Here is a 25,544-nt window from a genome sequence, read left to right on the forward strand (position 1 = left end):
GCTTAAAACACTGGGCAACCTGTCCAGTTCACAGCCCGGACGGCCAGTCGTCCTGTGCGGTTTGACCATCCCTTGGGAACAGAGTGATACGAGGGCCTCTCCGGGGTCCCCGTGACGAAGGGGGCGGCAGTGATCGACGAGCTCGACGGCCGGCTGATCCAACTGTTCGCGGACGAGCCGCGCGTCGGGGTGCTGGAGGCGTCCCGGCGGCTCGGCGTCGCCCGCGGAACCGTCCAGGCCCGCCTCGACCGGCTGGCCCGCCAGGGCGTCATCCGCGGCTTCGGCCCGGACATTGACCCCGCGGCCCTCGGCTACACCGTCACCGCGTTCGTGACGCTCCAGATCCGGCAGGCCGGCGGCCACGACCCGGTCGTCGAGCGCCTCGCCGCCATCCCCGAAGTCATCGAGGCCCACACCATCACCGGCGCCGCCGACATGTTCTGCCGCATCGTCGGCCGCAGCAACCAGGACCTCCAGCGCGTCATCGACATGATCGTCGACGTCCAGGGAGTGGAACGCGCATCCTCCATCATCTCCCTAGCCACCCAAATCCCCCACCGAACCCTCCCCTTGGTCAAAGCCGCCGCCCGCCCCAACCCACCGCGCTAACCCCACCCCAACGGCCCACAGGGGTGTCGTGTTTGTGTGCGCGGCTGGGGGAAGCGGACGGCCCGCCTTCCCGGGTGGGGAGGGCGGGCCGTGGGGCCGCTTTGGGTGGCTCAGACTCCCGTGGGTGCTCGGGCCGCGGGGCGGGGGAGGCCGTTGGGGCTCAGGAGCCCGCGTAGGGGGTGGCGTCGAGGATCTCGACGCTCATGCCTCGGCCGTTGGGGAGCGAGTAGGTGGCCTTCTCGCCGACCTTCTTGCCGTTGATGGCCGCGCCCAGTGGGGACTTGGGGGAGTAGACGTCTATGGGGGCTCCGCTCTCCTCACGGGAGGCCAGGAGGAAGGTGACCTCCTCGTCGTCCCCCTCGAAGGCGACCGTGACCGTCATGCCGGGGCCGACGACGCCTTCCTTGCGCGGGGCCTCACCGACGCGGGCGTTTTCGAGGATTCCCTGGAGCTGGAGGATGCGACCCTCGATCTTGCCCTGCTCTTCCTTGGCCGCGTGGTAACCGCCGTTCTCGCGCAGGTCGCCCTCCTCCCGCGCCGCCTCGATCTTCTCAGCGATCTCGATGCGGCCGCGGCCCGACAGGTGGTCCAGCTCAGCCTTGAGCCGGTCATACGCCTCCTGGGTGAGCCAGGTGACGTTGTCAGCGCGGGTATCGGTCACGGGTACTCCTCATCCACATGTTGCGATCCTCGCTCGCCCTGGGCGGGAGAGCGCCACATCGACATGAAGTGCGGCCGGGTGAAACCTCTAGCCTATCCGGTGTGTGCGGGTAAAGGTTCCCTGAAGTGGCCGCACGCAACCGGCCAACGGGCCTGGAGCGGTCAGGTCTTGCGGCATTCGGTCACTCGGGCACCGTTGGCGCGCTTGGACGTCCGCAATGTGTCGGTGCGCGTGAGTTTCTTGGTCCCCGGGGGGACGGTGATTTGCGTCTCCGCCACCACGTTGAATCGCGTGTCGAAGGCGTCCACGGTGCAGCGCACTGTGTCGCCCTTGGCCTTGGCCACCGAGTATTGGATCTGTACCGCGGAGTCGCTCATCACCGTGTAGGTGATGGTCTGCGCGGAGATGCCGGGCGTCTGGCCCGCATTGGCCATGATCACCGCCCATCCGCCCGCGGCGGCGGCCACCACGAGACCGATGACGACGTAGGCCGCCCGGCCGCCCCGACGCGCCGTAGAAGCGGGTTCTGCTTTGACGGTCGTGGTCATGGCGGGAATCTCCGTGCGGGGTCTGGACGTTGTCAGGGACAATTCTCTTCTGTCTTGGGGCGTGCTCCGTACCGGGGGCCGCCGTACCAGTCCTCCTAGAGGGAGAACCCCAGGTGACCGACCCGATCGATCTTGTCCGGCCCGCCCCCGGGGGCTCGGCTGAGCCGCTGCGGTTGATGGCCGTCCACGCGCATCCGGACGACGAGTCGAGCAAGGGCGCGGCCACGATGGCCCGCTACGCCGCCGAGGGTGTCGAGGTGCTGGTGGTGACCTGCACCGGGGGCGAGCGAGGCGACATCCTCAACCCGGCCATGGATCGTCCCGAGATCAAGGCCCATATCGGTGAGGTCCGCGAGCAGGAGATGGCGCGCGCGCGAGAGATCCTCGGCGTCCGGCAGAGCTGGCTTGGCTTCGTCGACTCCGGCTTTCCCGAGGGTGACCCGCTGCCTCCGCTCCCCGAAGGCTGCTTCGCTCTTGAGCCGCTGGACGTCGCGTCCGAGCCTCTGGTGCGGGCCGTGCGCGAGTTCCGTCCGCACGTGATGCTGACCTATGACGAGAAGGGCGGCTACCCCCACCCGGACCACGTGAAGTGCCACGAGGTCTCTGTTGAGGCGTTCGAGGCGGCCGGCGACCCGGAGCGCTACCCGGGTACGGGTGAGCCCTGGCAGCCCCTCAAGCTCTACTACCACATGACTTTCACCAAGGAGCGGCTCACCGCGCTGCACTCCGCCATGGAGCAGGCCGGTCTTGAGTCGCCCTACGCCGATTGGCTCACGCGCTTCGAGGACGAGTCGTTCGAGAACCTGTGGGACATCACGACCAAGGTGACCTGCGGCGAGTACTTCGAGACGCGAGACAAGGCGCTGCTTGCCCACGCCACCCAGATCGACCCCAACGGGGTCTGGTTCGTGTGCCCGCTGGACATCCAGCGCGAGGCGTGGCCGACGGAGGACTACCATTTGGCCAGGTCCCTGGTCGACACCGAGCTGCCGGAGGACGACCTGTTCGCCGGTATTCGGGAGAAGGTGTCTTTTTAGTGTTGCCCCTAGCCATTCCGCTTAACGACGACACGGTGAGCCCGGGTTTCCTCGGGTTCGGCGTCTTCCTCGCCCTCGTGGTCGCGACGATCTTCCTCATCCGCTCGATGAACAAGCAGATGCGCAAGATCCAGGCGCCGCGCGAGGCCGACATCAAGCAGCAGGAGTGGGAACGGCGCCAGGCGGCGAAGGCCGCGCGGGAAGACGCGGAACCGAAGGCCAAGGCCGCGGCTCCCGAAGACGACGCCTGATCACACCTTTCGGTGGTCCCAGCTGACCACCCGTTCGGGTTCCATCACGACGATGACCCGCTTGGCCAGCGACGGCTCCAGCGCCGCCGCGAATTCGGGGTCGATCGGCGCGCCCATTTCCGGGACGGGCAGCCCGGCCATGCGCGAGCCGACGACGGCCCCGACCGCAAGCCGCACGTCGGGGTCGTCGGTGACGCGGCCGCGCCCGTAGAGGGCGACGCCGCGCAGTTCCCCGTATTCGACGCCGTCCTCCACCAGGCAGGTCATCGTCGGGTCGCGGCGGAGGTTGAGCACCTTCTGCGACGCGCGGTAGGTGGAGAAGGCGATCTTGCCGTCGAGCAGCGCGTAGAACATCGTGACCAGATGCGGTTCGCCTTCCCTGCCGACGGTCGCGACCTGCACCTTGAAGCCGGCGGCGAGGTAGGCGGCGACCTCGTCCGGGGTCATCTTGATCTTGTCCCGCTTGCTGCTGCCCACGGATCTCCCTCGCTCGGACGGACGACGCGGACAGGATAACCGGGTGCTTACTTCCCGTCCTCCCTGCACCATGGGGGGATGTCCGTGCGCGATCTCGTCGTCCTCGGCTCCGCCAGCGCGGTGCCGACCAAGTCCCGTAACCACAACGGATATTTCCTGCGCTGGGACGGCCACGGCCTGCTGTTCGACCCCGGGGAGGGCACCCAGCGCCAGATGGCGCTCGCGGGGGTCACGGCCAGCGACCTGACGTGGATCTGCGTGACGCACTTCCATGGCGACCACTGCCTGGGCGTGCCCGGCATCGTCCAGCGGATCGCGCGCGACGGCGTCCAGCACCGGGTGAACGCGGTGTTCCCCGCGAGCGGGCGGGATTACTGGGAGCGGCTGCGGCACGCGACGGCCTTCCGCGACACCGAGGTGATCGACGAGCGTCCCGTGTCCGGCGACCGTATGGCGCTCGACACCGGGGACGCGCCCTTCACGCTGATGGCCCGACGCCTGTCGCACCCGGTCGAGGCATACGGGTACCGGCTGGAGGAGCCCGACGGCCTGACCATGCTGCCGGGGGAGTTGGCGGCGCGCGGGGTCCACGGCCCGATGGTGCGGCGCCTGCGGGACGAAGGCCGGGTGACCCTGCCGGACGGGACGACGGTCGCCCTGGACGAGTGCAGTGTGCGGCGCCCGGGACAGAAACTCGCGTTCGTCATGGACACCCGCCTTTGCGACGGCGTCACCGAGTTGGCCGAGGGCGTCGACATGCTCGTCATCGAGTCGACCTTTCTCGACAGTGAGACCGCCCACGCCCAGGAGTACGGGCACCTCACCGCCGGGCAAGCGGGGAAGGTCGCCGCCGAGGCCGGCGTGCGGCGGCTGGTGCTGACGCACTTCTCCGAGCGCTACCGGCTGGAGGACGAGCCGCGTTTCCTGGAGGAGGCCGCGGCCGCGTTTCACGGCGACATCGTCCTCGCGCACGACTTCGACCGCGTGCCGATGCCGAGTCGTCGAGGCGCTGACCAGGGGCGATAGCGAGTTATCCACAGTTGCCGGGGGCCGCCGGTGATCAGGCTGCCTTTTCGGGCAGGATCGGAGGCATGAACCGCCTGAGGGATGCCGCCAGCCCGTACCTCCTCCAGCACGCCACCAACCCGGTGGAGTGGTGGGAATGGGGGCCGGAGGCGTTCGAGGAGGCGCGGGCGCGCGAGGTCCCGATCCTGCTGTCCGTCGGGTACGCGGCCTGCCACTGGTGCCATGTCATGGCCCACGAGTCCTTCGAAGACGAGGGCACCGCCGCGTCGATGAACGCCAAGTTCGTCAACGTCAAGGTCGACCGCGAGGAGCGTCCGGACGTCGACGCCGTCTACATGGAGGCCACCCAGGCCCTCACCGGCCAGGGCGGGTGGCCGATGACCGTGTTCATGACGCCCGAAGGGCATCCCTTCTACTGCGGTACCTACTTCCCCCGGCCGCGCTTCCAGGCGCTGCTGGAGGCCGTCCACAAGGCGTGGGGCGAGCAGCGCGACGACCTCGTCGAGCAGGGGCAGCAGGTCGTCGCCGCCCTGACCCCGAAGGAGCCCGCGATCCCGGGTGTGGGCGACCCACCCGGGCCGGACGAGCTGACGCAGGCCGTCCGGGCTCTGGCCGGGTCCTACGACGTGGCGCGCGGGGGGTTCGGGGGCGCGCCCAAGTTCCCGCCATCCATGGCGCTGGAGTTCCTGCTCAGGCATCACGCCCGCACCCAAGACTCCGAGGCCCTGGCCATGGCCGCGCACACGCTGGAGGCGATGGCCAGGGGCGGCATCTACGACCAGCTCGGCGGCGGGTTCGCGCGCTACTCGGTCGACGACTCGTGGGTCGTCCCGCACTTCGAGAAGATGCTCTACGACAACGCGCTCCTGGCCCGGGTGTACGCGCACTGGTGGCGGCTCACCGGCAGCACCTTCGCCCGCCGGGTCGCGCTGGAGACCTGCGACTGGATGCTGCGCGACCTGCGCACCTCCGAGGGCGGGCTGGCCTCGGCGCTCGACGCCGACAGCGAGGGTGTCGAGGGCCGGTTCTACGTATGGACGCCCGAGCAACTGCGCGAGGTGCTCGGCGACGAGGACGGCGAGTACGCCATCGGGCTGTTCGACGTGACGGGGACGTTCGAGGAGGGCGCGTCCGTCCTCCAACTGCCGCACGACCCCGGCAGCGCGGAACGGTACGCCAAGCTCCGCCAGTCCCTGCTTGAGGCGCGCGACACCCGCGTCCCCCCGGCCCGCGACGACAAGGTGGTGGCCGCCTGGAACGGGCTGGCGATCGCCGCGCTGGCCGAGTGCGGCGCGATGTTCGAGCGGCCCGACCTGATCGTGTCGGCCGAGGAGGTCGCCCGGCTGATCGTCGGGCTGCATCTGCGTGACGGGCGGCTCCTGCGCACCTCCCGCGCCGGGGTCGCGGGCCGCAACGCGGGCGTGCTCGAAGACTACGCCGACGTCGCCGAGGGCCTGCTGGCTCTGCACGCGGTGACGGGCGACCCGTCGCACGTCCACCGGGCGGGGGAGCTGCTCGACGCCGTGCTCGACCACTTCGGCGACGGTGAGGGCGGCTTCTACGACACCGCCGACGACGCCGAGCGGCTGTTCCGGCGCCCTCAGGACCCCACCGACAACGCCACGCCGTCCGGGCGGTTCGCCGCCGCGGGCGCCCTGCTGACCTATTCCGGGCTGACGGGGTCGAAGCGGCATCGCCAGGCCGCCGAGAGCGCCCTGGCCCCGGCCAGGGTCCTGGCGGCCAAGCACGCCAGGTTCGCCGGATGGGGGCTGGCGGTGGCCGAGGCGCTCGTCGCGGGGCCACTGGAGATCGCGATCGTGGGCGACCGGTCGGACGAGCGCACCCTGACGCTGCATCGCGCCGCGCTCATGGCGGTGTCGCCCGGCGCCGTGGTGAGCGTCGCGGCCCCGGGTGAGACGTCGGTGCCGCTGCTGGAGGGCCGGGTGCCGGTGAAGGGCTCGCCAGCGGCCTATGTCTGCCGCGATTTCGCCTGTCGTCTGCCTGTGACAACCCCCGCTGAACTCATCGGTGAGCTGCGGGGATGAAGTAGACCAATGGTCCGATTTATGGGAACGTGACCTTGATCTCGTTCATACTTAGGTGTTACCAATGAGTAGCAGTGATGGGGCAGGCGTGTTTCGGTCATCGCGTCCCGCGTGACCGACATGACGCCGGGTAAGGACTACCTGGCGGAATGTGAGCACCCTGCCCGTCCAAGGTGAGCTAGAGGGAGTGTTGCCGTGCGCAGGCCGGACCGCCGGGTTCTACCGATGATCATCGGCGTTTCGGTGGCGACCACACTGGCGGCCAACGTCGCGGTCCTGGTGGCCCGAGACCAGGGCGGCGCCGCCCCCGTGACCTCGCCACAGCAGGCCGCCCAGGCCCGCTTCGTGGCCGCGTCCGGAAGCACCCGCGTCTCCCCGACGGCCGTGGCCCCGCAGGGCAAGCGCCTGACCCCGCACGTGATGATCGCCGGGTCCGCCACGCTCCCGCCCGCCCTGTCGGCCAAGATCCGCAAGCTCAAGGACGTGCGCGGCGTGGAGATCGTCGACGCCGTCCAGGCAATGGTCGCGGGCAAGCGCGTCGGCCTGCTGGGCGTCGAACCGTCCACCTTCCGCAATTACACGCCCAAGCCCACCGCCCAGTCCGACGACCTGTGGCGCAACATCGCCGCCGGCGACGTCGCCATCTCCTTCACGATGGGCAACGACGGCGACGTCAAGCTCGGCAGCCAGGTGCCCGTCGACGGCAAAGAGCGCAAGAGCAGCGTCCGCGTCGGCGCCTACGCCACGATGGGCATCAGCGACGTCGACGCGGTCATCTCCCGCGCCACCGCCCAGACCCTGGGCATGCCGACGGCCAACGCCATGCTGGTGAGCCTGCCCAAGGGCGACCCGGCCAAGTTCATCAAGAGCCTGCGCAAGGTCCTGCCCAAGGGCGTCAAGGCCGTCGAGGTCAACCCCGAGATCGACGTCCCCACCGCGGGCGACCAGCAGCTGCCCACCGCCAACGGCCAGGTCATGACCAGCCAGCAGGTCCGGACGGTGATCCGCGCCGCCCACACCCGGCTCGGCTGGCCCTACGTCTGGGGCGGCGAGTCCGAGGCCGAGGGCGGCTACGACTGCTCCGGCCTCATGCAGTACGCCTTCGCCCGCGCCGGAATCCGCCTTCCCCGCGTCGCCGCCGACCAGGCCCGCGTGGGCTGGGTCGTCCCCTACGCCAAGGCCCAGCCCGGCGACATGCTCATCTTCGCCAACGACCCGACGGCCCCCGGGTACATCTCCCACATCACCCTCTACCTGGGCAACGGCAAGATGCTCGCCGCCCCCCGTCGCGGCACCGTCGTCCAGGTCCAGAACGTCTACACCGGCACCCTCAAGGGCGCCGTCCGAGTCAACCCCCGCCGAGCCAACGGCCTGGCAGGCTAACCCAAGCCACCCCGCCGCTGCCCACCGCCCCACCGTCCACCACGGACGCCCCACGTTCACCACGGACGCTCCTCCTTCCGCGAGGGGCGCTCCTCCGTTCGCGAGGGACGCTCCTCCGTTCGCGACGGGCGCTCCTCCGTTCGCGACGGGCGCTCCTCCGTTCGCGACGGGCGCTCCTCCGTTCGCGAGGGACGCTCCTCCGTTCACGAGGGACGCTCCTCCGTCCGCGCGAGGGACGCTCCTCCGTCCGCGAGGGACGCTCCTCCGTCCGCGACGGGCGCTCCACCGGTCGCCACGGGAGCCCCTCCGTCTGCTACGGGCGCTCCACCGTTCGCGACGGGCGCTCCACCGTTCGCCACGGACGCTCCACCGTTCGCCACGGACGCCTCACCGTTCACTACGGACGCCCCGCGCCGCAGCCAGTGGACGCACCGCCGCGCCCAAACACCGGTGACTTGGCGTGGTGGCGTTCGGTGTCGTGGTGGTGGGTTAGAGGGGGCAGCCGGCGGCGAGGAAGGCGAGGTTCTCGTCGACCAGGTCCGGCAGGTTGAGGGTCGTTTCGCTGTCGAGCCAGGCGTACATCGCCGCCTGGAGGACGCCAAGGACGGCCCAGCCGGTCGCGTGGACGAGGCGGTCGTCCGGGTCGCGGCCCGTTCGCTCGGCGACGATCTCGTTGATGACCGCGAGCGTGCCGTGGCGCATCGAGTCGAACATCCGGGCCCGCACCGTGGGTTCGCTGGCCATGATCTTGGTCCGGACGACGATGGCCTGCTTGTCGTGGTCGTACATCTGGGTGAGGACCTCGCGGAACATTGTCCGCAGCGCGTCGAAGACCGGTATCTCGGGCGGCTGCTCGCGGAACACCGCCGCCATGATCGGGTCGTACTCGTCGGTGATCACGACGTCTTCCTTGGTGGGGAAGTAGCGGAAGAACGTGCTCGGCGAGATCTCCGCGGCCGCCGCGATCTGCTCGACCGTGGTGGCGTCGTAGCCCAGTTCGCCGAAGAGCCGGAGGGCGTGGTCCTGGATCGCCCTCCGGGTCTTGAGCTTCTTGCGCTCCCGCAACGGCAGCCGGTCGAGCGGATCTTCAGTAAGCGGCGTGCTCATGGTCCGATTCTGGGGCATCGGTGGGCCGGGACGCAGTCGACGGTCCGGGCGCGGGCTGGAACGTCCACACCAGGATCGCCACGGCCAGAGCGGCAACGGCGCACACGCCGAGCGCGGCGTCCATCCCCTGGACGTACGCGTCGCGGGCCGACGCCAGCAGCGCGCCGTCGCCCACGCGTTCGGCCAGGGCGGCCGCACCGCCGACCGAGTCGCGGGCCGCGTCCGCCGCGTCCGCGGGCATGGCGTCGCGGTAGACGGCCGACAGCAGGCTGCCCAGCCCCGCGATTCCCAGGGCGCCGCCCGTCTGCCGCAGCGTCTGGACCAGGGCCGAACCTCGTCCCGCCTGGTCCGCGGGAAGCCGCGCGATGACGCTGTCCATGGCGGGGATGATCGTCAGGCCGATGCCGACGCCCAGGACGGTCAGCCACACGGCGGCGAAGCCGTACCCGTCGTCCACGCTGGTCAGGGCGCCCACGCCAAGGCCCAACGCCATGGCGAACAGGCCCGCGACGGTGATCGCCTTGTTGCCGAGCCGTCCGGCCAGACGATCGGTGGCGATCCCGCCCGCCATGAAGCCCAGCAGCATCGGGATCAGCCGGACGCCCGTCGCGAAGACCCCGTTCCCCTGCACGACCTGGAGGTACTGCGGCAGGACGAACAGCACGCCCGCCATGACCAGCGTTCCGAGCGTCCCCGCGACGACGGCCCACGAGAAGGTCGCGTCCCGGAAAAGGCGCACGTCGGTCAGCGGCTGCTCGGCCCGCATCTCCCAGATCACGAAGTTGGCCAGCAGCAGGACGCCGCCCGCCAGCGCCCCGAGGACGGTGATGTCCGTCCACCCGGCCACGGGCGCCTCGATCACGCCGTAGACCAGCGCGGTGAGCCCGCCCATCGACAGGACGGCCCCGAGCCAGTCCACCCCGGGGGCCGACGGATCGCGCGACTCGGGCAGCAGGACCGCGACCGCGATCCCGCCGATCACCACCATGGGCACGTTGATCAGGAAGATCGAGCCCCACCAGAAGTGCTCCAGCAGCCATCCGCCCAGCAGCGGCCCCAGCGGGAGTCCCAGCGCCATCGACGCCGACCACACCGCCACGGCGCGCGTCCGCTCCTCCGGCGGGAAGATCGACGGCAGGATCGACATCGACAGCGGCATCACGATCGCGGCCCCGACTCCCATGAACAGCCGGGCGATGATCACGCCGGACGCCCCGTCCGCCATCGCGCCGCCCAGCGAGGCCGCCCCGAAGAGCGCCAGCCCCACCAGCAGCAGCCGCTTGCGCCCGAACCGGTCGCCCAACAGTCCGGCCGGGAGCAGCAGCGCCGCGAACACCAGGACGTACGCGTCCACGATCCATTGGAGTTCGCGCGTGCCCGCGTCCAGCTCCTCCGAGAGCGTCGCCAGCGCCACGTTCAGGATCGTCAGATCGAACCCGAGAGCCAGCAGCGCCAAGCCCAGCGCTCCCAGTCCCCACCATCGCCGCGGGTAAGCCTCACCCATGAGGACTCCTCTCAAATGCTTGTGACTCTCAAATAAGAGTAGCCATCAAATGAGAGCCACTGTCAAGTTTGCCCGCCCTCTCGACGCTGTCCCGGCTACCGAGTAATTTTGATTACATGAATACGAGCGAATCGGCGGAGAAGCTCCGCGGCTGGTTCACCGGCCGCCTCCCGGAGGGCTGGTTCGAAGGCCCGCCCGAGGTCGTCCTCGATCGCGAGGAGGTCAGCGTCGTCGGCCGCCTGCCCGAGCCGACCCTGGCCGAGGACGTCTCCGACACCGAGCGTGCCGCCGTGCTCGCGGGCCAGATCCAGCGCTTCCGCGAGGAGACCCGCGACCAGCGCATCGCCATCGCCCGCGAGGCCGAGCACCGCTTCGGCCACAAGGTCTCCTGGGGCGCCGCCTGCGGCGACGAACGCGAGATGTTCACGACCCTCTCGGTCCCCGTGATGACCCGGCTGCGCCAGTCCGAACGCCGCGTCCTGGACACCCTCGTCGACGCCGGCGTCGCCCGCAGCCGCAGCGACGCCCTGGCCTGGTGCGTCCGCCTGGTGGGCAAGAACACCGACGAGTGGCTGGGCGAACTCCGCAACGCCCTCGAATACGTAGAACGAGCCCGAGCCGCCGGCCCCAACCCCTGATCCCACTCACCCGCCTACCCCCACAACACGCACGGTCCCCCCGCTGACCTAGCCGCCTGCTCCCCGAGCCATGCCGCGCCTGCGCGTCCTGCCTGTGCTTCACACCTGCGCACGCGCGAACCGTACGTCGCCCCGCGCTGATTCGAGTCGCCCGCCCCGTCCCAGGCGCGCCGGTGCGCGTTCTGGGTCGGCCTGACCCTGCTCAGACGCTTCCCCGTATCGCGCGCGCTCCTTGCGCCGGAGCTAGACGTGGGGTGTTCGCTTTGTGGCGTGCTCACCTGTGTCCGCGGGGTCGTCTTGCGCTGCGGGGCCGCTTTGAGTTGGGCGTCCGCCTCCCGGGCCGCACTGCCATGCGCGACGTCTCGTCCCGCGCAATGTGCTGATTGGAATTGCCCGGCTTGATGCATGGCGCCCACGCGCGTTTCGGCCATGCGGGCGCCACTTCGGGGGGTGGGGAAATGGGGGGTGAGTATTACGGGGTGGTGGGTGGGGTAGGTGTGATCATGGGGGTGAGCTGGCTTAATGTGCGGGTTGGGGTGTGGGGTGCTGGGGGTTTAGGGGAGCTTGTGAGGGGACTTCGGTGTTTGGACGGGTCGTCGCTGGACGTGGTGCCGGTGGCCTCGGTGGATCGGGGTGGGCGGCCGTTCGAGGTGACCTTGGAGTTGCGGCGGGACGGGGACTCGTTCGGGGCCGTGGGGGAGCGGTGCGGGTACTTCATCGCGGGGCTGGCCGAGCGGGTGGCGGCGGCTCGGGCGGACGACTCGCCGGAGGCGGCGCGGTGGCCCGATCCGGAGGATCGGTTTCCGGCGCCTCGGGACGGGGCCCGGGAGCCTGAGCTGTTCTTCTTCCGGTACCGGGACCGGGGTGACCTGGCGAGTACGGGGGAGTTGCGGTGCACTCTGCGGACGTCGTCGGCCTGGATCGGGCGGCAGGACTCCAGCGGGGGCCACTGGCGGGTGGCGCGGCGGGCCGTGATCGAGGCGTGGGGCGCGGGTGGACGGGGTGTCCGGGCGGTGCTGACCTCGTCGGAGCTGGCCCGCTTCCTGGCCGACCTGTTGAGTGAGGCCGAGCGTGCCGGCGCGAGTTATCGAGACCAACTCGACCGGGTCCAGCGACCTCTGCCCCGCGCGCGATTGCGTTAACCAACCGGGGGAGGCGAGCCTCCCGCGGTTAGATCGCGGAGCGGTGCGGCAATCGCCAAATCACGGTCACTGAAGCGTGCCGTCGGGCGAGCGCAGGTGGGCCGAGATTTCGGCAAACACAGCGATACGGTGGGAGAAGTGTCGCTCCCGGGCCATAATTGAGCATCGTTCTCACTGGGGGAAGGCCCCCGCGGAGGGATGGCTCGATGGGGGCTCCACAGGATGAGGGACGGCTGAGCTCGGCGATCCGCCGGAGCGGGCCGTACGCGGCCATCCGGGACGCGGTCTACCGCATGTACGAGCGGCGGGTGGAGCACTCGCTGCCGACCGACATCACCCCGCGCCATGTGGGGGTCATCCTCGACGGGAACCGGCGTTGGGCCCGGTCGATGGGGTTGTCCGACGTCAACACCGGCCACCAGCGGGGGGCCGACAAGATCACCGAGTTGCTGCACTGGTGCACCGAGGCCGGGGTCGAGGTGGTGACGCTGTGGCTGCTGTCCACCGACAACCTCGGGCGTCCGGCCAAGGAGCTCGACCCGCTGCTCGACATCATCGAGAACACCGTCACCCAGCTCGCGGCGGACGGATGGCACGTCAAACCCGTGGGTGCGCTGGACCTTCTGCCCGATAAAACCGCCCGTGTCCTGAAAGATGCCGGAGAAGCAACATCTGGCGCCCCGGGGCTGATTGTGAACGTCGCGGTTGGGTATGGAGGTAGACGTGAGATCGCTGATGCGGTGCGCTCACTGCTCATCGAGCAGGCGGGTAAGGGCACCAGCATCGAGGAACTCGCCGAGGTCCTCGACGTTGAGCACATCGCCGAGCATCTCTATACGCGCGGCCAGCCGGACCCCGATCTCCTCATCCGTACATCGGGGGAGCAGCGGCTGTCCGGCTTCATGCTCTGGCAGAGCGCCCACTCGGAGTTCCACTTCTGCGAGGTCCACTGGCCGGACTTCCGCAAGGTGGACTTCTTGCGTGCGCTCCGCTCGTATGCCGCGCGGCACCGGCGCTACGGCTCCTAGGGGTCGTGGCGCCATCGGCAGTTCCCCCATTCACAGGGAGATCGAGTGGCCACAACCTCCCCGCGCCGTCCCGGTTCGCCGACCACGGGTCAGGACCGGCGCACGTACGTCCTCGACACCAGTGTCCTGCTCGCCGACCCGGGGGCGATGACCCGGTTCGCCGAGCACGAGGTCGTGCTTCCCATCGTCGTCATCACCGAGCTTGAGGCCAAGCGTCACCATCCCGAGCTCGGCTACTTCGCCCGTGAGGCCCTGCGCACGCTGGACGATCTGCGCCTGGACCACGGCAGGCTGGATGAGGCGCTGCCGCTGGGGGACCAGGGTGGAACGCTCCGAGTCGAGCTGAACCACTCCGACCCCAGCGTCCTGCCCGACGGGTTCCGGCTCGGCGACAACGACACCCGGATCCTCTCGGTCGCGCGCTGGCTGGCCAGTGAGGGTCACGATGTCGTCCTGGTCTCCAAGGACCTGCCGATGCGGGTCAAGGCGTCGGCCGTGGGGCTGACGGCGGAGGAGTACCGGGCCGAGCTGGCGGTCGTGGAGTCCGGCTGGACGGGCATGCGCGAGCTGGAGGTCGAGGCCGCGCCCATCGAGGAGCTCTACGAGTCCGGACGGGCCGATCTGGAGGAGGCGCGGGACCTGCCGTGCCACACGGGTCTGCGGCTGCTGTCCGAGCGCGGTTCGGCCCTCGCCCGGGTGTATCCGGACAAGTCGGTGCGGCTGGTGCGCGGCGACCGCGAGGTGTTCGGGCTGCGCGGCCGGTCGGCCGAGCAGCGGATCGCGCTCGACCTGCTGATGGACGAGGACGTCGGCATCGTCTCGCTCGGCGGCCGCGCGGGGACGGGCAAGTCGGCCCTGGCCCTGTGCGCCGGTCTGGAGGCCGTCCTGGAGCGGCGCCGGCACCGCAAGGTCGTGGTGTTCCGGCCGCTGTACGCGGTCGGCGGCCAGGAGCTCGGCTACCTCCCCGGGTCGGAGAACGAGAAGATGTCGCCGTGGGGGCAGGCCGTCTACGACACGCTCTCGGCCGTGACGACGCCCGAGGTGATCGAGGAGGTCCTCGAACGGGGGATGCTGGAGGTCCTGCCGCTGACCCACATCCGCGGCCGTTCGCTGCACGACTCGTTCGTGATCGTGGACGAGGCGCAGTCGCTGGAGCGCGGCGTCCTGCTCACGGTCCTGTCGCGGATCGGCGCGGGTTCGCGGGTGGTGCTCACCCACGACGTGGCGCAGCGCGACAACCTGCGGGTCGGACGCCATGACGGCGTCGCGGCGGTGGTGGAGCGCCTCAAGGGGCATCCGCTGTTCGCCCACATGACGCTGACGCGGTCGGAACGTTCGCCGATCGCCGCGCTGGTCACCGACATGCTGGGGGACGTCGGCGGCGGCTGATCCCTGATGCCCCGTGGAGCGGGGGCGTTCCGGTGGCCCGAGTGGGCCATGGGACGTCCCCGCTTTACATTTCGCATGCGGAGAGTGATCGCTAAACCTCGCTGCGTAGATCTGTGATGAAGGTCACAAACACTAAGAGAAATGTAAAGAAAGCCAGGTCCGGTGGTCGTTTCGGCAACGTCCGGGTCAAGTTGACAAGTGATCGGCGGGGGGCATGTGTCTCGTTTTGGTTGCGGAGCATCCCCGAGGCTCGGGCATTGTGTGTCCCCGTAAGCACCCCCCGAATGGTGCGGGTTCGCCGGGATGGCCCTGATCGTCCCGACGGGTACCGATCCGTTCCGGGTCCGGGGCCGTCCACAGCCGGACGGGAGCCGGGCCGGGGGTGGCCGCACTTCGTGCGCGTGTCCATGCGCGTGCGACCGTCGGAAGGACCGCCTTGTACGGAGACCATCCCGGGTCCCCTAGGCGAGACGATCGACAGAGCGACGACCCCCGTCTTGAGCACTCCGACGACGTGAAGGTCGCCGGGGCCTCCTTCGGCGTCCCGGCCCACGAGACCACGCGCCTGGACGCCTTCGACATCCCCGCTCCCGCCGAGCCCGCGTACGACGTCGGCGGCGAGGAGCCCCCCGCTGTCCTGCCGCCCTTCCAGGGCGCCGAGCCCGAGGCGGGCGCTCCCTTCGGGCGCGACGAGATCGTTTCCGGCAGTGCGCCGATGCCGGCGCCGCCGAGCGGCCCCCGGCGGCTGTCCGCCCCCGCCGGCGGCGGCAAGGGCGTCAAGATCGCGGCCGTGGCCGCCGGAGCCGTCCTGCTGGTCGGCATCGGCGCGGTCGCGGGCTTCGCGATGCCCGGCGACTCCAGCAAGGACGCGGACGCGGCGGCCGTCCAGCCCTCGATCGCGGCGGCGGACAACGAGAAGCAGCCCCAGGCCGACCCGAAGGCCCTGGAGGAGCAGCGCCGCAAGCAGGCGCTGGAGCGCGCTTCCCGCGCCAACCGCAAGGACGACGGCAAGGCCCCGGCCCTGCGGCCCAAGGGCAAGCCGATTCCCAGCAAGACCCCTGGGAAGGACGACAAGGACGGCACGGGCCCGATCGGCGGCGACCCCGTCCCCGCGGGCGAGGCCCAGGCCATGGCCAAGGCGATGCTGCCCAGCTTCGGGTTCAGCGGGTCCGGCCAGTTCGGGTGCCTGGTGAAGCTGTGGAACAAGGAAAGCCACTGGAACTACAAGGCCAGTAACCCCAACTCCGGCGCCTACGGCATCCCGCAGGCCCTCCCCGGGACGAAGATGGCCAGCGCCGGCTCCGACTGGCGCACCAACCCCCGCACCCAGATCAAGTGGGGCCTCGGCTACATCAAGAACCGTTACAAGACCCCCTGCGCCGCCTGGTCCCACTCACAGTCGGTCGGCTGGTACTAGCTCCACCCCAGATCTCCCGGACGGCGGGCACCCCTGCGTGCCCGCCCCCGGGTGAGGACGACGCCGTCCTCTAGCGCGCGGCGAATCCACGCACGCGCAGCATGACGCCGCGATGACGCGGCCGGCCCGCTGACAGGGCCCACACAATCCGGCACCGGCGCATCCGAGCGCCGCCGTGCCCACATCTCCGGCGGGGACGCGATCCCGCGTCCGCCGTCATCACCTCGGAAACCGTGCGCCGCGCCACCTGTCGCTCGCACGTGCCCGCATCCCCCGGATGCCCACGGCGCCCGGTCGCCCCATGCCCCGCGTGAGGCCGCGCCGAACGAGGTGAAGCCCGCCAGGCCGACCGGCTCGCCTGGCATGACGAAAGGCTCGTTTTGGTTCGCACGTCCCTCCGTCGTTCCACCACCGTGGTGCTCGCGGCGTCCCTGGCCTTCGGCACGGTCGCCGAGACGGTCTCCACCGCCCAGGCGGCGGCCCCCACCAAGGCCGCGGCCGCGGTGGCCAAGGTCAAGAAGAAGCAGACCCGCAAGCAGCGCAACATGGCCATCGCCAAGCCGATGGTCAGGAAGCGCGGCTGGTCCACCCGGCAGTACAAGTGCCTGGTGAAGCTCTGGAACCGCGAGAGCCACTGGAACCACAAGGCCCGCAACCGCTCGTCCGGCGCGTACGGCATCCCGCAGGCCATGCCGGGCCGCAAGATGCGCAGCGCGGGCAAGGACTGGCGGACCAACCCCCGCACCCAGATCAAGTGGGGGCTCCGCTACATCAAGGGCCGGTACAAGACCCCTTGCGGCGCGCTGAAGCACTCCAACAGGCGCGGCTGGTACTGATCCGGCCCCGGTTCCGGGCGGACGGCGAAGGGGCGGGCTCCGGCTCGCCCCTTTTGTCCGCCCGGAGAGCCACCGGGCGGCCATAGATCGGCAAAGGCCCGTTACGGACGACCCGAATCTGGTGTGTCGGCCGCCCGATCCGGGAGCACGCTACTGGGCGTGCCACCACTCATACGCAACCGCTTCCGTGTGATCGCCCTGGGGACGGCCACGGCCGCCCTGGCCGCCGTCGCGACCGTCGTCCCGTCCATCGACTCCGCCCGGCACGTGGCCGCGCAGACGATGGCGGCGGGACAGGGCAGGATCCACGAGAAGCGGCGTCACCCGAAGGCCGGTGCCGAGAAGCGCGACCGCGTCCAGCGCAACCGGCTCATCGCCCGCGCCATGCTGGCCCGCCACAATTGGCGCTCGACCCACCAGTACCGGTGCCTGGTCCGGCTGTGGAGCCGCGAGAGCGGCTGGAACGAGCGGGCCCACTCCGCCACGGGCGCCCACGGCATCCCGCAGGCGCTGCCCGGCTCCAAGATGTCCAGCGCCGGCTCCGACTGGCGGACCAACCCCGAAACCCAGATCCGCTGGGGCCTGCGCTACATCAAGGGCCGCCACGGAAGCCCCTGTGGCGCCTGGAGCCACTTCCAGGCCGCGGGCTGGTACTAGGGAGCCTCCTCCGGCCGGCGGGGCGGACGGGTCATGCTCAGGACGTCCAGCGCGGAGTCGAGCTGCTCGACGGTGAGCTTGCCCGCCTCCACGTAGCCGCGCTCCAGCACGACCTCGCGGATCGTCTTGCGCTCGGCCAGGGACTGCTTGGCGACCTTGGCCGCCTCCTCGTACCCGATGTAGCGGTTGAGCGGCGTCACGATCGAGGGCGACGACTCGGCGTACTCGCGGGCCCGCTCGACGTCGGCCTCGATGCCGTCCACGCAGCGGTCGGCCAGCAGCCGGGAGACGTTGGCCAGCAGCGTGATCGACTCCAGCACGTTGCGGGCCAGCATCGGCAGCATCACGTTGAGCTCGAAGTTGCCGGACGCCCCGCCGAACGCCACCGCCGCGTCGTTCCCGATGACCTGCGCGGCGACCTGGGTCACCGCCTCGGGGATCACCGGGTTCACCTTGCCCGGCATGATCGACGAGCCGGGCTGGAGGTCGGGCAGGCGCAGCTCGGCCAGCCCGGCGCGCGGTCCCGAGCCCATCCAGCGCAGATCGTTGGCGATCTTGGTGAGACCGACCGCGATCGTGCGGAGCGCGCCGCTGGCCTCGACCAGCCCGTCGCGCGCGCCCTGCGCCTCGAAGTGGTCGCGCGCCTCGGTCAGCGGGAGGCCGGTGGAGCGGGCGATCTCCGCGATCACCCGGGCCGCGAAGCCCGCCGGGGTGTTGATGCCCGTGCCGACCGCCGTCCCGCCCAGCGGGAGCTCGGCCAGCCGGGGCAGGACGGCCTCCAGCCGCTCGATCCCGTAGCGCACCTGCGCCGCGTAGCCGCCGAACTCCTGGCCGAGCGTCACGGGCGTGGCGTCCATGAGGTGCGTGCGGCCCGACTTCACCACGGTCGCGAACTCCGACGCCTTGCGGTCCAGCGCGGCCTGGAGGTGCCCCAGCGCCGGGATCAGGTCGTTCAGCACGGCGCCGGTCGCGGCGATGTGGATCGAGGAGGGGAAGACGTCGTTGGACGACTGCGACGCGTTCACGTGGTCGTTGGGGTGGACGGGCCGTCCCAGCCGCTCCTGCGCCAGCGTCGCGACGACCTCGTTGGCGTTCATGTTCGAGGACGTGCCCGAGCCGGTCTGGAACACGTCGATGGGGAACTGGTCGTCCCAGCGTCCCGTGGCGACCTCGAGGGCGGCGTCCCTGATCGCCTCGGCGACGTCCCGCTCCAGGACGCCCAGCTCGGCGTTGACGGTCGCGGCGGCCGCCTTGACGCGTCCCAGGGCCGCGATGTGGGACGCCTCCAGCCCGCGTCCCGAGATCGGGAAGTTCTCCACCGCCCGCTGCGTCTGCGCCCGCCACTTCGCCGAGGCCGGAACCCGGACCTCGCCCATGGAGTCGTGCTCGACCCGGAACTCCTGCTCGCTCATATTCACCACAGCCCCTCGCGCGTCCCGCCCATTCCCTACCCCGGGGTGATCAATTTCGCACCCGGGGAGGGCGCGCCTCAGCCCCCGGCGGCCGGCCTTTTCAGGGTGTAGCTCTTGCGTTCACCGGCGGCGCCTTCGGGTTTCTTCTCGCCGTTCACCCAGACTTCGCACGCCGAGGCGTCGTACACCACGGCGTTGAGGCGCGGCTGGTCGTACTCGCGGATGTCGCCCTTGGCGAGCGTCTCGCGGGAGACGACCTCGATGGACGGGCCCGGCACGGACACGAAGATGTTGCAGGTCGCCGTCTTGGCGCGGACGACCAGGGTGTGGGAGGCGGCCCCCGGGGGCGCATCAGTAGGCGGCGAGGACCGGGGCTGGGAATCGGCCGGGGCACTGGTCGAGGGGCCCGGCTTCTCCTTCATCATCCCGACGATCAGGGCGGTGGCGCCGATGCCGCAGGACGCGACCGTCGCGCCGACCAGCCCGATCACGATCATCAGCCGGACCCGGGGCGTGGCCTCGCGGCGCGCCGACCGGGGGCCGGTGACCGCGCGTTCGAGCCGGTCGACCGCGCGGGCGTGGCTGAGGCGGCGGGTCGGGTTCTTCTCCAGCAGGCCCGTGATGACCGAGGTGAGCGGGCCGGCGTTGCGCGGCGTCGGCGGGGGCTCGTTGGCCAGCGCGCTGAGCGTGGCCATCACGTTGTCGCGTTCGAAGGGCGGCCTGCCCTCCAGCGCGGCGTAGAGGGTCGCGCCCAGCGACCACAGGTCCGAGCGCGGGGTGGCCTGCTCGCCGGCCGCGACCTCGGGCGCCACGTAGGCGGGCGAGCCCATGAAGTGACCGGGTCTGGTCAGCGTCACCGAGCCGGAGGAGAACGCCAGGCCGAAGTCGGTGAGCACGACCCGGTCGCCGTCGAGCATCACGTTGCTCGGCTTGAGGTCGCGGTGGACGATGCCCGCCTGGTGCGCGACCGCCAGGGCGTCCAGCAGGCGGCGGCCGATGGCGGCCACCTTCTCGTGGGGGAGCGGGCCGGACCGCTCGATGAGCTCTTCGAGGGTGGGCGCCTCGACCAGCTCCATCACGATCCAGGGGCGTCCCTGCTCGATGACCACGTCGTAGACGTCGACGATCGAGGGGGAGCGCAGCTGGGCGGGGGCGCGGGCCTCGCGGAGAGTCCGCTGGTAGAAGACGCTTCGATCGCTCTCGGTGAGGTCTTCGGGCAGCCGCAGTTCCTTGATCGCCACGGCCCGGTCGAGGAGCCCGTCGTGGGCCCGCCAGACGGTGCCGTTGGCGCCCTGACCCAGTTGTGAGACCAGCCGGTAGCGCGTCGCCAGCACGAGGCGCTCTGACTGAGACATGGCCGAAAAGATACCGGAGTGTCCGCACGGTCACTCGACGGATCAAGGGCCAATTTCGGGTTAGTTTCCAATACTGTGACTTAACGGCCGATCTCGGGGTCTGTCAGACCGCTTCGGGAAGACGGTCAGGGGGTATCCGAGAACCGGTCAGGGCCCCCGATCCGATGATTCCCAGTGATCATCTCCGGCCGATCGAGAGCACCGGGCCGGTGGTGTCGGCGAAGAAGTCGTTGCCCTTGTCGTCCACGACGACGAACGCCGGGAAGTCCGCCACCTCGATCTTCCAGACGGCCTCCATGCCGAGCTCGGCGTACTCCAGGACGTCCACCTTCTTGATGCAGTCCTGCGCGAGCCGGGCGGCCGGGCCGCCGATCGAGCCCAGGTAGAAGCCGCCGTGCGCCTTGCACGCGTCGGTGACCTGCTGCGACCTGTTGCCCTTGGCCAGCATGACGAACGAGCCGCCCGCCGCCTGGAACTGCTCGACGTAGGAGTCCATGCGTCCGGCCGTGGTGGGGCCGAACGAGCCGGACGCGTAGCCCTCGGGCGTCTTGGCCGGGCCCGCGTAGTAGACGGCGTGGTCGCGCAGATACTGGGGCATCCCCTCGCCCGCGTCCAGCCGCTCCTTGATCTTGGCGTGCGCGATGTCGCGGGCCACGACCAGCGGGCCGGTGAGCGAGAGCCGGGTCTTGACCGGGTACCGGGCCAGCTCGGCGCGGATCTCGTCCATCGGCCGGTTCAGGTCGATCTGGACGACCTGGTCGTCGAGGTGCTCGCCGGTGGTGTCGGGCAGGTAGCGGGCCGGGTCGGTCTCCAGGCGCTCCAGGAACACGCCCTCGGCCGTGATCTTGGCGAGGGCCTGGCGGTCGGCGCTGCACGAGACCGCGATCGCCACCGGGCAGGACGCGCCGTGCCGGGGCAGGCGGATCACCCGCACGTCGTGGCAGAAGTACTTGCCGCCGAACTGCGCCCCGATGCCGAGCTTCTGCGTCAGCTCGAAGACCCGCGCCTCCAGCTCCACGTCGCGGAACCCGTGACCGGACGGGTCGCCGGTGATCGGCAGCGTGTCGAGGTAGTGCGCGGAGGCGTACTTGGCGGTCTTGAGCGCGTACTCGGCCGACGTCCCGCCCACCACGATCGCCAGGTGGTACGGCGGGCAGGCCGCCGTGCCCAGCGAACGGATCTTCTCTTCGAGGAAGGCCAGCATCCGCTTGGGGTTCAGGACGGCCTTGGTCTCCTGGAAGAGGAACGACTTGTTGGCGCTGCCGCCGCCCTTGGCCATGAACAGGAACTTGTAGGCGTCGCCGGGTGCCGCGTAGAGCTCGATCTGCGCGGGCAGGTTGCTGCCGGTGTTCTTCTCGTCCCACATCGTCACCGGCGCCATCTGCGAGTACCGCAGGTTGAGCTTGGTGTAGGCGTCGTACACGCCCCGCGACAGGTGCTCCTCGTCGCGGCCGTCGGTCAGGACGTGCTGGCCGCGCTTGCCCATGATGATCGCGGTGCCGGTGTCCTGGCACATCGGCAGGACGCCGCCCGAGGAGATGCCCGCGTTCTTGAGCAGGTCGAGCGCCACGAACCGGTCGTTGGGCGAGGCCTCGGGGTCGTCCAGGATCCGCCGCAGCTGGGCCAGGTGCGCCGGGCGCAGCAGGTGCGAGATGTCGCGCATCGCGGTCTCGGTGAGCAGCCGCAGCGCCTCCGGCTCGACCTGGAGGAACTCGCGCCCGCCCGCCTCGAACGTCGAGACGCCCTCGCCGGTGAGCAGCCGGTACTCGGTCTCGTCGGAGCCGAGCGGCAGGAGGTCGGTGTGGGAGAACTCGGGCATTGGCAGATCCTCGCGCTATCCGATGGGGGCCGGGTGGGGGCCGCCCTACAGGGTACGACCCCGCCACTTGACTCCCGTCCCGGCTCCCCGGCTGTGACGTTATGTCCCCTTCTTGACGCTGATGAGGGTGTGACCGATCTACATCTGCCCCTCGACCGCTCCGCCGGGAGGCTGGCCACCCAGATCGCCGCGGGCGTGCGCGCGGCGATCCGCTCCGGCCGGCTCACCGCGGGGACGCGGCTGCCGTCCAGCCGCGACCTGGCGCGCGACCTGGACGTCTCGCGCGGCGTCGTGGTCACCGCGTTCGAGCAGCTCATCGCCGAGGGCTTCCTGGTCGCCCGCCGCGGGGACGGCACCCGTGTGGCGCCGATGGCCCGTCCGGACGACTCCCCCCACGCGGCCGCCCCGGCGCCCCGGGCCCGGCCGGAGGAACCTCCCGAGGCCGACGGGACGACTCACGACCTGTGGCCCGGCATGCCCGACCTGGCGTCCTTCCCCCGGGAGCGGTGGCTGGCCGCCGTCCGGTCGGCCCTGCGCGAGCTCCCGCACGACGATCTGACCTACCCCGACCCCGCCGGGTTCCGTGGGCTGCGCACCGAGCTGGCCGGGTACCTCGGCCGCGTCCGCGCGGCCAACGCCGACCCCGACCAGGTCGTGGTGATGAACGGGGTCGCGCACGGCCTGTCCTCGGTCGTGCGCGCGCTGGCCGCCGACGGCCACACCTCCCTGGCCATCGAGGACCCGGCCAGCGCCCGGCAGCTGCCGATGCTCCAGGCCGCCGAGATCGAGCTCGTCCGCGTCCCGGTCGACCGGCACGGGCTGGACGTCGCCGCCCTGTCCCAGACGGGGGCCCGCGCCGTCCTGGTCACACCCGCGCACCAGTACCCGACCGGGGTGGTCCTGTCGCCCGAGCGCCGCGCCCAGCTGATCGCCTGGGCGCGCGAGGTCGACGGCCTGATCATCGAGGACGACTACGACGCCGAGTTCCGCTATGACCGCGACCCGGTGGGCTGCCTGCAGGGCATCGACCCCGAGCGGGTCGTCCTGCTCGGCTCGGTGAGCAAGTCCATGGCCCCGGCGATGCGGATGGGCTGGGCGGTGGCGTCCCCGAAACTGGCCGACCGGCTGCGCACCCACCGCGCCCTGTCCGATCTCGGCGGACCAGTCGTGGAGCAGGCCGCGTTCGCGCATTTCCTCGCCAGCGGCGGGTACGACCGTCACCTGCGGCTCATGCGGCGGCAGTACCGAGCCCGGCGGGACGCCCTCGTGGAAGGGCTGCGCCGGAACGTGCCAGAGGTCATTGTCCACGGCGTTTCCGCCGGGGTGCACCTGTACGTGGAGCTGCCCCGCGGGTGCGACGAGGACGCGGTGGCCGCCGCGGCCGCGCGGGCCGGGGTGTCGGTCGCCGGAGCCGCCCCGATGTGGTCGGCCGAGCGTGGCCCCCAGGCCGCGCCCGCGCTCGTCCTCGGGTACGCCCGGCTGAGCGAGAGCAAGCTGGCGCAGGCGACCGAACTCCTGGGGCAGGCGGTTGCGAGGGATGCTCGCGGGTAGGAACGGCGTTCCCGGCGAAGGAGTGGTGGATGAATCTCGAAGAGGCGGCGCGGCAACTGCAGATGGCGGCTCATGACGCCCAGGTGGCCTTCGACTGCGTGGGACTCGGCGAGCTGGAACGTGCCCAGGAGCACTCGGTCACCGCGAAGGCGGCGGCGGACGCGGCCCTGACCGCCCTCACCCGCGCCCTCATCGACATGAGCCCCGAACAGGCACAGGCGGAGGGGGAACGCGCCATCGCGACTCTGGAAGAGGCCTGACCGGCCTCCCCCCGAGAGGCTGGACGGGCTGATGGCCCTGCCTAGAAGGCCCTGACGGCCCTGACGATGCGGACGGCCGCACGGTGCGGCCGTCCGCACGGTGTGGACGGCCTTACGGTGGGGCGGCCCTACGGTGCGGAGGGCTTGGAGAGTGCGGGCGGCTCGGACGGCCCCGATGGCGCGGACAGGTGGGGTGCGGGGGCGAAGCCGCGGGCTGTGGCGAAGATCAGGACGATCAGCGCCGTCGGCACCACGAAGGCCAGCCGCAGCCCGTGGTCGGAGCTGATCGGGGCGATGGCCCCGACGACGGCGGCGCCGAGCACGAACCCCACGTAGTTGAAGACGTTCACCCGCGCGACCGCGACGCCGAGCCCGGTGGGGTCGGCGCTCGCGGCGGCGGTGAACGTGACCGGCGCGATCACGCTGAGGCCCAGCCCGGCGACCGCCAGCGCCACGATCGCCGCGACCGCGTTCGGAGCGGCCACCACCCCCGCCATCCCGGCCAGCCCGACGGCCGCGCCGATCCGGACCACGCTCACCGGCCCCCGGCTCCGCACCGCGAGGTCGGCGGCGGCCCGGCTGGCCACCATCGCCACCTGGTAGGCCACGTAGCCCAGCGGCGCCAGCCAGTCGGCCCCGCCCAGCTCGTCGTCCAGGTACTTGGCGCCGTAGTTCGAGATCGCCGAGTCGGCCAGATAGAAGATCGCCATGGCGGTGCCGACCACCAGGATCGGGCGCCAGGGAACGCTGCGCGCGGCGTTCTGGACGTCGCGGGCGTCGGCGCGCTCGTCGTCCCGGGTGCGCAGGCCGCGGCCCGTGGCCAGGGACGCGGCCACTCCCGCCGCGGCCGTCAGGGCGAACCCGGCGAACAGCGAGAAGTCGAGGGCGTTGGCCAGCGACGCCCAGAGCCCGCCCAGGATGCCCGCGACGCTCCAGACCGCGTAGAAGCCGGTCATCAGGCTGACCCCGTACCGCCGCTCGACCGAGACGGCCTGGGCGTTCATGGACGCGTCCACGGCCCCGACGCCCAGCCCGAACAGCGCCATCAGCGCGTACAGGGCGGGATCGGAGCCGCCCGTGAGGCCCGCTCCCGCGATCGTCAGGCACACCAAGGGTTGGGAGACCCGAAGCACCAGCGCGCTCCCCAGCCGCCGGAACAGGGCCTCGGAGACCACGCTGCCGACGCCCGCCACCAGCGGGACGGCCAGCAGCACCAGCGAGAGCGCGCCGTCGCTGAGTCCGTGGGCGTCCTGGATCTGCGGGACGCGGGTGACCAGCGCGGCGAAGCACAGGCCCTGGATCGAGAACGCCGCGTAGACGGAGAGCCGCGCCCGGCGGTCCCTGGGGGTGGTCGGCATGGCGTCCCCTAACATGAATCAGATTCACGTCAGC

Annotated in this window: 24 protein-coding genes; 15 read left to right on the plus strand and 9 right to left on the minus strand. The window is 70.9% G+C overall.

What is annotated here, in order from left to right; translation table 11 throughout:
• Positions 1–129: 129 nt before the first annotated feature.
• The gene (locus tag ACQPY4_RS07415) at positions 130–609 is read left to right on the plus strand and encodes an Lrp/AsnC family transcriptional regulator (protein WP_433333773.1); all 480 of its coding nucleotides are present in this window, start codon (positions 130–132) and stop codon (positions 607–609) included.
• A gap of 160 nt (positions 610–769) precedes the next feature.
• Here ACQPY4_RS07415 and greA read toward each other — a convergent pair whose 3' ends face one another.
• Positions 770–1,270, minus strand: coding sequence for a transcription elongation factor GreA (greA, locus tag ACQPY4_RS07420; protein WP_433333775.1), 501 nt, complete (start codon positions 1,268–1,270; stop codon positions 770–772).
• Between the two features lie 161 nt (positions 1,271–1,431).
• Positions 1,432–1,818 (minus strand): DUF4307 domain-containing protein, encoded by a 387-nt coding sequence (locus ACQPY4_RS07425; RefSeq protein WP_433333777.1) that lies wholly within the window; start codon positions 1,816–1,818, stop codon positions 1,432–1,434.
• A 176-nt stretch (positions 1,819–1,994) separates the two neighbouring features.
• Here ACQPY4_RS07425 and mca point away from each other — a divergent pair, with 176 nt between their 5' ends.
• Together mca and ACQPY4_RS07435 are read left to right on the plus strand one after the other, a co-directional pair.
• Positions 1,995–2,855: a mycothiol conjugate amidase Mca gene (mca, locus tag ACQPY4_RS07430; protein WP_433338844.1), complete on the plus strand. Its 861-nt coding sequence runs from the start codon at positions 1,995–1,997 to the stop codon at positions 2,853–2,855.
• Positions 2,856–2,890: 35 nt separating this feature from the next.
• Positions 2,891–3,106 (plus strand): hypothetical protein, encoded by a 216-nt coding sequence (locus ACQPY4_RS07435; protein WP_433333779.1) that lies wholly within the window; start codon positions 2,891–2,893, stop codon positions 3,104–3,106.
• Here the strand turns inward: ACQPY4_RS07435 and ACQPY4_RS07440 are convergent, their stop codons facing one another.
• Complete coding sequence (locus tag ACQPY4_RS07440) at positions 3,107–3,583, minus strand: pyridoxamine 5'-phosphate oxidase family protein (RefSeq protein ID WP_433333781.1); 477 nt, start codon at positions 3,581–3,583, stop codon at positions 3,107–3,109.
• Between the two features lie 78 nt (positions 3,584–3,661).
• Here ACQPY4_RS07440 and ACQPY4_RS07445 point away from each other — a divergent pair, with 78 nt between their 5' ends.
• The 3 genes from ACQPY4_RS07445 (at position 3,662) to ACQPY4_RS07455 (ending at position 8,037) form a co-directional block, all read left to right on the plus strand.
• Complete coding sequence (locus tag ACQPY4_RS07445) at positions 3,662–4,609, plus strand: ribonuclease Z (RefSeq protein WP_433333783.1); 948 nt, start codon at positions 3,662–3,664, stop codon at positions 4,607–4,609.
• Positions 4,610–4,674: 65 nt separating this feature from the next.
• Complete coding sequence (locus tag ACQPY4_RS07450) at positions 4,675–6,654, plus strand: thioredoxin domain-containing protein (RefSeq protein ID WP_433333785.1); 1,980 nt, start codon at positions 4,675–4,677, stop codon at positions 6,652–6,654.
• A 225-nt stretch (positions 6,655–6,879) separates the two neighbouring features.
• Positions 6,880–8,037, plus strand: a complete 1,158-nt coding sequence (locus tag ACQPY4_RS07455) for a C40 family peptidase (protein ID WP_433333787.1) — start codon at positions 6,880–6,882, stop codon at positions 8,035–8,037.
• Positions 8,038–8,526: 489 nt separating this feature from the next.
• Here the strand turns inward: ACQPY4_RS07455 and ACQPY4_RS07460 are convergent, their stop codons facing one another.
• Together ACQPY4_RS07460 and ACQPY4_RS07465 are read right to left on the minus strand one after the other, a co-directional pair.
• Positions 8,527–9,144, minus strand: coding sequence for a TetR family transcriptional regulator (locus ACQPY4_RS07460; RefSeq protein WP_433333789.1), 618 nt, complete (start codon positions 9,142–9,144; stop codon positions 8,527–8,529).
• Complete coding sequence (locus tag ACQPY4_RS07465; protein WP_433333791.1) at positions 9,125–10,648, minus strand: DHA2 family efflux MFS transporter permease subunit; 1,524 nt, start codon at positions 10,646–10,648, stop codon at positions 9,125–9,127. Before ACQPY4_RS07465 ends, ACQPY4_RS07460 begins: the two co-directional genes overlap by 20 nt.
• 116 nt (positions 10,649–10,764) lie before the next feature.
• On the opposite strand from ACQPY4_RS07465, the gene ACQPY4_RS07470 reads away from it, so the two are divergent.
• From ACQPY4_RS07470 to ACQPY4_RS07500, 7 genes are all read left to right on the plus strand, one after another.
• On the plus strand, positions 10,765–11,286 hold the full coding sequence (locus ACQPY4_RS07470) for a hypothetical protein (protein ID WP_433333793.1): 522 nt from the start codon (positions 10,765–10,767) through the stop codon (positions 11,284–11,286).
• Between the two features lie 584 nt (positions 11,287–11,870).
• Positions 11,871–12,428, plus strand: a complete 558-nt coding sequence (locus ACQPY4_RS07475) for a hypothetical protein (protein WP_433333795.1) — start codon at positions 11,871–11,873, stop codon at positions 12,426–12,428.
• A 293-nt stretch (positions 12,429–12,721) separates the two neighbouring features.
• On the plus strand, positions 12,722–13,456 hold the full coding sequence (locus ACQPY4_RS07480; RefSeq protein WP_433338846.1) for an isoprenyl transferase: 735 nt from the start codon (positions 12,722–12,724) through the stop codon (positions 13,454–13,456).
• Positions 13,457–13,501: 45 nt separating this feature from the next.
• On the plus strand, positions 13,502–14,845 hold the full coding sequence (locus ACQPY4_RS07485) for a PhoH family protein (RefSeq protein WP_433333797.1): 1,344 nt from the start codon (positions 13,502–13,504) through the stop codon (positions 14,843–14,845).
• A 514-nt stretch (positions 14,846–15,359) separates the two neighbouring features.
• Positions 15,360–16,262, plus strand: a complete 903-nt coding sequence (locus ACQPY4_RS07490; RefSeq protein WP_433333799.1) for a transglycosylase SLT domain-containing protein — start codon at positions 15,360–15,362, stop codon at positions 16,260–16,262.
• 416 nt (positions 16,263–16,678) lie between these two features.
• Entirely contained in the window at positions 16,679–17,098 is a 420-nt protein-coding gene (locus tag ACQPY4_RS07495) for a transglycosylase SLT domain-containing protein (RefSeq protein WP_433333801.1), read from the plus strand.
• A 159-nt stretch (positions 17,099–17,257) separates the two neighbouring features.
• A complete protein-coding gene (locus ACQPY4_RS07500) occupies positions 17,258–17,755 on the plus strand; it encodes a transglycosylase SLT domain-containing protein (protein ID WP_433333803.1) in 498 nt (165 codons plus the stop codon).
• On the opposite strand, the gene ACQPY4_RS07505 is transcribed toward ACQPY4_RS07500, so the two are convergent.
• The 3 genes from ACQPY4_RS07505 to ACQPY4_RS07515 all read right to left on the minus strand — a co-directional run bounded on the left by ACQPY4_RS07505 (position 17,752) and on the right by ACQPY4_RS07515 (position 22,341).
• Positions 17,752–19,167 carry a class II fumarate hydratase gene (locus tag ACQPY4_RS07505; protein WP_433333805.1) on the minus strand — a complete coding sequence of 472 codons (1,416 nt, stop codon included), beginning with the start codon at positions 19,165–19,167 and terminating at the stop codon, positions 17,752–17,754. The two genes, ACQPY4_RS07500 and ACQPY4_RS07505, sit on opposite strands and share 4 nt — an antisense overlap.
• Positions 19,168–19,244: 77 nt before the next feature.
• Entirely contained in the window at positions 19,245–20,522 is a 1,278-nt protein-coding gene (locus ACQPY4_RS07510) for a serine/threonine-protein kinase (protein WP_433333807.1), read from the minus strand.
• Positions 20,523–20,700: 178 nt separating this feature from the next.
• The gene (locus ACQPY4_RS07515) at positions 20,701–22,341 is read right to left on the minus strand and encodes a fumarate hydratase (RefSeq protein ID WP_433333809.1); all 1,641 of its coding nucleotides are present in this window, start codon (positions 22,339–22,341) and stop codon (positions 20,701–20,703) included.
• 129 nt (positions 22,342–22,470) lie between these two features.
• Between ACQPY4_RS07515 and ACQPY4_RS07520 the strand changes: the two genes are divergently transcribed.
• Together ACQPY4_RS07520 and ACQPY4_RS07525 are read left to right on the plus strand one after the other, a co-directional pair.
• Complete coding sequence (locus ACQPY4_RS07520) at positions 22,471–23,892, plus strand: PLP-dependent aminotransferase family protein (RefSeq protein ID WP_433333811.1); 1,422 nt, start codon at positions 22,471–22,473, stop codon at positions 23,890–23,892.
• A gap of 29 nt (positions 23,893–23,921) precedes the next feature.
• A complete protein-coding gene (locus tag ACQPY4_RS07525; RefSeq protein WP_433333813.1) occupies positions 23,922–24,152 on the plus strand; it encodes a hypothetical protein in 231 nt (76 codons plus the stop codon).
• Between the two features lie 128 nt (positions 24,153–24,280).
• On the opposite strand, the gene ACQPY4_RS07530 is transcribed toward ACQPY4_RS07525, so the two are convergent.
• Positions 24,281–25,510 carry an MFS transporter gene (locus tag ACQPY4_RS07530; protein WP_433333815.1) on the minus strand — a complete coding sequence of 410 codons (1,230 nt, stop codon included), beginning with the start codon at positions 25,508–25,510 and terminating at the stop codon, positions 24,281–24,283.
• Positions 25,511–25,544: the final 34 nt, after the last annotated feature.

Origin of the sequence: Spirillospora sp. CA-294931 (genome assembly GCF_050946795.1) — a bacterium.
GTDB lineage: Bacteria > Actinomycetota > Actinomycetes > Streptosporangiales > Streptosporangiaceae > Spirillospora.